We start from the raw sequence: 5,627 nt of genomic DNA, 5'->3' as shown, positions 1-5,627 counted from the left end.
CCACGGCGCGGAGACCCGCGCCGTGGCGCGCAGCGGGGCGTTCGGACTGTTCGGCGCCGGAGTCGCCGCCCTCGGCGGCTTCGCCCTCACCGGCGTCGTCACGCACGGTCTCGGACCGGCCGGCGCGGGCGTCTTCTTCGAGGCGTTCGCGCTCTTCACGATCCTCGCCGCCGTCGGCACGGCGGGCGCCGACACCGCCCTGCTCTACACCGCGACGCGCGCCCGCGCGCTGGGCCGCGTCGCCGAGCTGCGCCGGGTCATGGCGATCGCCTTCGGCCCGTCCGTGCTCGCCGCCACCGCGCTGGCCGTGGTCCTGTGGGCCGCCGCGCCCGGCCTGGCCCGGCTGCTGACCGACGAGGCGCACCAGGAGCAGGGCGCGGACTTCCTCGCGGTGCTCGCGCCGTTCCTGGTGTGCGCGATCACCGGCCTGATCGCGGTCCAGGCCACGCGCGGCTTCGGGGGCCTGCGGATCTATGTGGGGCTCCAGCAACTCGCCCTCCCGCTGGGCCGCGTGCTCCTGGTCGCGGCCGTGCTGGCGTTCGGCGCCCGGGGACTGGCGGTGCCGCTGGCGTGGGCGGTGCCGCTGCTGCTGACCTGCCCGCTGGCGCTGTGGGCCCTGGCCGGGCAGCTCCGCCGCACCGAACGCGCCCTGCTGCCCGCCTCCGCGCCGCCGCGCCCGGTGCGGGAGGTGGCCCGCGAGTTCTGGGCCTACGCGGCCGGTCGCGGCTTCGCGCAGGCGTTCACGCAGTCGATCGTCTGGTTCGACGTGATCATCGTCGGGGCCCTGCGCTCCGCCCACGAGGCCGGGATCTACGCCGCCGCCAGCCGGTTCGTCACCACCGGCACGCTGGTGATGCAGGCCATGCGGCTGGCGATCCAGCCGCAGGTGGGCGCGGCGCTGGCGGTCGGCGACACGCGGCGCGCCGAGGACCTGTACCGGATCTCGACGCAGTGGATCACGGCTTCCTCCTGGCCGCTGTACCTGGTCCTCGCCACCTTCGGCCCCCAGGTGCTGCGGGTGTTCGGCGAGGAGTTCGCGGACGGCGCCGACGCGTTGAGCATCCTGGCCGTCGCGATGCTGCTCAACCTGGCCACGGGGAACGTCAACACCGTGCTGCTGATGGCGGGCAAGAGCCGCTGGACCGCGCTGAACACCGTGGTGGCGCTGGCCGTGAACGTCGGCCTCAACCTGCTGCTCGTCCCGGACCACGGCATCGTCGGGGCGGCCATCGCCTGGTCCGCGAGCATCGTGTGCGAGCAGGCCCTCGGCATGTACCAGGTCCGCTTCCTGCTCGGCCTGCGCGGCCACGGCCGCGGCTTCGTCCTCTCGGCGGCCCTGGCCGCCGTCGTCTTCGGCGGCGGCGGACTGGCCCTGCGCCTGGCGGCGGGAACGGACCTGTGGGTCTTCGCGACCTACGTCACGGCCGCGACGGCCCTCTACGCCGCCGTCCTGTGGCGCTTCCGCGCCACCCTCGAACTCCCCGCCCTGCTGACCACGATCAGAGCCCGCCGCCCGCGGACACCGGCCCCGGCCGTTCAGGCGCGGGTGTGGCGGGCCCGGGAGGCCACCGGCACGACCAGGGCACAGCCGGCGATGGGCGTGTCGAGCCGCTCCAGGGCCGTGGCCAGGGACTTCACCTCGCCGGTCCTCGTCTCGCGGGACTGGGCGACGAGGACCGCCGCGCCCGCCGCGCTCGCCAGGGTCACGGTCTCGGAGTGGCTCAGCTCGCCCGACGTGTCGAGCACCACCCAGGTGCCGCCGCCGGTCAGTTCGGCGATCAGCGCGCGGAACTCGTCGCTCGCGATCACCTCCCGCGCGCCGCCGCCCATGTCGTCGCCGAGGGCCACGCGCAGGCCGGGGATGCTCGTCGTGTGCAGGGTGACCTTGCCCGTTCCGCCCGCCGCCGCCAGCGGGGCGAGGCCGGGGGCCGCCGGGCCGCGCCAGCCGGGGGCCACCAGGACCACGTCGCCCAGCGCCTCGGCCAGGGCGGTCGCCAGGTTGGCGCCCGGGAGCGCCCGGTGGGCGGGCCCGGTGAGGTCGGCCACCAGCAGCACCCGGGTGCCGCGCCGCCGCAGGGCCGGGACGAGCAGCGCGCGCAGCAGGCGGTACGACTCGGCGGCCGGCCCGGCCGGGTCCTCGACCAGCGCCAGCGTCGCCGCGCCCGACGGGATCTCCGCCAGCAGCGGCGCCCCGGCCGCCTCGCCGGCCTCGCGCCCGCCGCCGATCCGGCCGTCGAACCCGTCCCGCGCGAACGCCGCCGCGACCGCCAGCACCAGCGCCGCCAGCACCCCGCCCGCCAGCATCAGCGGGTCGTCGGCGGGGGAGCTCGCCACCGCCGTGTCCGCGCTCTCCAGTACGGACCCCGGGTGGAAGGAGACCGCCTGGAGATCGTTCCGCCGGTCCGTCAGCCCCTGCACGTCCCGCAGCGCCAACTGCCGGTCCGCCTCGGCCTCCTGGGCCTCGGCGGAGCCCGCCACGGCCGCCGCCAGCGCCTCCTCGGCGGCCATCAGCGCGGCGCGCGCGTCGCCGATCGACACGTCGATGCTCTCCAGCATCTCCTCCTGGCGCGACCGCGCCTGGGTCTCGCGGTTGCCCAGATAGGCGTCGGCGACCGCGTTGACGCCGTCGATCGCGGCCTGCCGGGCGCCGGCCTCGTAGGTCAGCCGGAGCGTCGCGGTGTCGCTCGCCGGCGTCACCGTCAGGTGCGCGCGCATGGCCTCGCCGGAGCGCCCGCCCGCCAGCTCGGCGGCGGCCAGCGCGGTCACCGCGGAGGAGCGCGCCACCTGGGCCTCACTCTCCGTGTTCACGAGCTCGTCGGGTGTTCTGCCCGCCGTGAACGGGTTGGTCCCGATCGGGTTGACGCGGACCACGCTCGTCGCCTCGTATGTCGACGGCGCCAGGGCCGCGTAGCCGGCGACGCCGGAGACGCCAGCCAGGGCCACGGCGAGCATCGTGCGCCAGCGGCGCCGCGGCACCTCCACATAGCGTCTCACATCGACGGACCGCACGTCAGGCGTGCCACTCGTGCCACTCATGAGAACCTTTGCTCGGGCTTTGCTTGCATATCGACATCTGAGCACTTCCGCCGCCCCGGCCGGCGCCGGTTCTCGGCTCTGGGGCGTTCCGGAGGAGATCGCGTGAATACGGTGCGCGCGTGATCACCGTATTAACAACTCCGGGCGAGGAAGGGGACGGTGAAGCGCGTTCCGGCCGAATGCCCACGCCCATGCCCGGCGTTCGGATGATAATCTCACCGCCTCGGTCTCTGGCAAGTAAATGAGACGTGTATCCGGCCGAAGCTCATACCGGAGACCGGAATCCGCAAGCGCCCGGTAAGCGATGAGGTCACACCATGAGCGAGAGCGCCGTGGCACCGGAGTCCCCGGCAGCGACGACCAAGCCCGCCCCCACCGTCAGCGTCGTGGTCCCCACCCGGGACCGCCCCGAACTGCTGCGCCGAGCGGTCACCGCCATCCTGGGCCAGCGCTACGACGGCCCCGTCGAATGCATCATCGTGTTCGACCAGAGCGACCCCACCGCGCTGGACGTCCCCACCCGTGCCGACGGCGAGGGCGGCGGCGCCCGCACCCTGCGGTACCTGCGCAACGACCGCACCCCCGGCCTCGCCGGCGCCCGCAACACCGGCATCCTGGCCGCCACCGGCGAACTCGTGGCGTTCTGCGACGACGACGACGAATGGCTGCCCGGAAAGCTCAGCGCCCAGGTCGAGCTGCTCGAACGCCACCCCGAAACCCCCCTGGTCTCCGCCGGGATCATCGTCAGCTACGGCGACCGCGACATTCCCCGGCTCGCGCCCGACCGGCCGCTGGGCCGCGCCGACTTCCTGCGCGACCGGATCATGGAGATCCACCCCAGCACCGTCCTGGTCCGCCGTCGCCTCCTCCTGGACCGCATCGGACTGGTGGACGAGGAGATCCCCGGCGGGTACGGCGAGGACTACGAGTTCCTGCTGCGCGCCGCCGACCTCGGCGGCATCCGCGCCGTGCACCGGCCGCTCGTCCGCGTCCTGTGGCACGCCAAGTCCTTCTTCTTCGACCGCTGGAAGATGATCATCTCCGCGCTGGACTATCTCGTCGACAAGCACCCCGACTTCCGCACCGAACCGGTCGGCATCGCCCGCATCGAGGCCCAGCTCGCCTTCGCCCACGCCGGGCTCGGCGACATGCCGCGCGCCCGCCGCTTCGCCGCCCGCGCGTTCCGCAACAACTGGCGCGAACAGCGGCTCTACGCCGCCCTGCTCGCCAGCACCCGCCTGGTGAAGGTCGACACGATCGTCAAGCTCGCGCACCGCGCCGGCCGAGGGATCTGATGCCCCGCCCCCTCCCGCGGTGGCCGCTGTACGCGCTGTTCGTCGCCTTCCCGATCTGGTGGACCCTCGGCCTGGGCGACATGATCTGGCCGCTCTTCGCCATCCCCATGACGGTCCTGCTGCTGCGCCACGGCCGGCTGCGCGCGCCCCGGGGCTTCGGCCTGTGGCTGCTGTTCCTGGTGTGGATGCTCGCCTCGGCCATCCAGATCGACACCGGCGGCCGGATGATCGGCTTCTTCTACCGGGCGCTGATCTACCTCGCCGCCACCGTCATCTTCCTCTACGTCTACAACGGCACCGAACGCGACCTCCCCGCGCGCCGCGTCGCGCTCACCCTCACCGCCTACTGGGCCGCCGTCATCGCCGGCGGCTACCTCGGCGTGCTCTTCCCGCACGGCTCGCTCGACACGCCCATGGCCCACATCGTGCCGCAGGGCCTCCAGAGCAACGAGCTGGTCGCGCACATGGTCAACCCCCGCTTCTCGCAGGGCAATCCGGACGGCTTCTGGCAGAACGAGCCACGCCCGTCGGCCCCGTTCGCCTACACCAACGGCTGGGGCCACAACTACGCCGAGCTGATCCCGTTCGTCCTCGTCGCCCTCGCCTTCCTGCGCCGCGGGCCGCTCTTCCGGCTCGTGCTGGTGCTGCTGCCCGTCTCGCTGATCCCGGCCTTCCTGACCGTCAACCGCGGCATGTTCGTCGCCCTCGGCCTCGGACTCGGCTACGCCGCGCTGCGGATGACCGTGCGCGGCAACGCCAAGGGCCTGCTCACGCTCGGCGCGCTGCTGATCGCCGCGCTCGGCGTCAACCTCGCCATCGGTGTGGAGGACCGCGTCGCCGACCGGGTCTCCAACAGCGCGACCAACGAGACGCGGCTGGCGGTCTACCAGGAGGCGTACGAACGGACGCTGGAATCCCCGCTGTTCGGCTACGGCGCGCCGCGCCCCTCGCTGCTCGGCGAGGGCGTGCCCGCCGTCGGCACCCAGGGCCAGTTCTGGAACGTGCTCTTCTCGCACGGCTTCGTCGGCGCCGCCCTGTTCCTCGGCTGGTTCGTGTGGCTGTGCTGGCGCACCCGCCGGGCGCCCACCGCCACCGCCCTGTGGACCCACGTCGTCGTCGTGATGACGACGGTGATGATCTTCTACTACGGCCTGATGGACTCCGGCCTGGTCATCGTGATGATCGCCGGAGCGCTGGCGCTGCGCGAGGCCGAGAGCCACCCGCCCACCCGGCCCAGAGCCGCGCCGCTCCTCGCGACCCCCACGCCACCGCGGGTCCCGGCCCCCGCCTGAGCCC

General features: G+C 73.7%; 4 protein-coding genes. All 4 read left to right on the top strand.

The genetic code is table 11. From position 1 onward, the window contains the following. On the top strand, positions 1 to 2,602 hold a 2,602-nt coding region (locus ACSNOC_RS26805; RefSeq protein WP_436750161.1), incomplete at its 5' end, for an MATE family efflux transporter. Positions 2,603 to 2,713: 111 nt separating this feature from the next. Further along, positions 2,714 to 2,911: a hypothetical protein gene (locus ACSNOC_RS26800; RefSeq protein ID WP_436750160.1), complete on the top strand. Its 198-nt coding sequence runs from the start codon at positions 2,714 to 2,716 to the stop codon at positions 2,909 to 2,911. Between the two features lie 442 nt (positions 2,912 to 3,353). After that, positions 3,354 to 4,331, top strand: a complete 978-nt coding sequence (locus ACSNOC_RS26795) for a glycosyltransferase family 2 protein (protein WP_436750159.1) — start codon at positions 3,354 to 3,356, stop codon at positions 4,329 to 4,331. Further along, complete coding sequence (locus ACSNOC_RS26790; RefSeq protein ID WP_436750158.1) at positions 4,331 to 5,623, top strand: O-antigen ligase family protein; 1,293 nt, start codon at positions 4,331 to 4,333, stop codon at positions 5,621 to 5,623. The genes ACSNOC_RS26795 and ACSNOC_RS26790 overlap by 1 nt, the downstream gene beginning before the upstream one ends. Positions 5,624 to 5,627 lie beyond the last annotated feature (4 nt).

The organism is Streptomyces sp. URMC 129, assembly GCF_051386415.1.
Lineage (GTDB): Bacteria > Actinomycetota > Actinomycetes > Streptomycetales > Streptomycetaceae > Streptomyces.
Note: the sequence above shows the minus strand (reverse complement) of the source record. Positions and strands in the feature narration are given on the sequence as shown.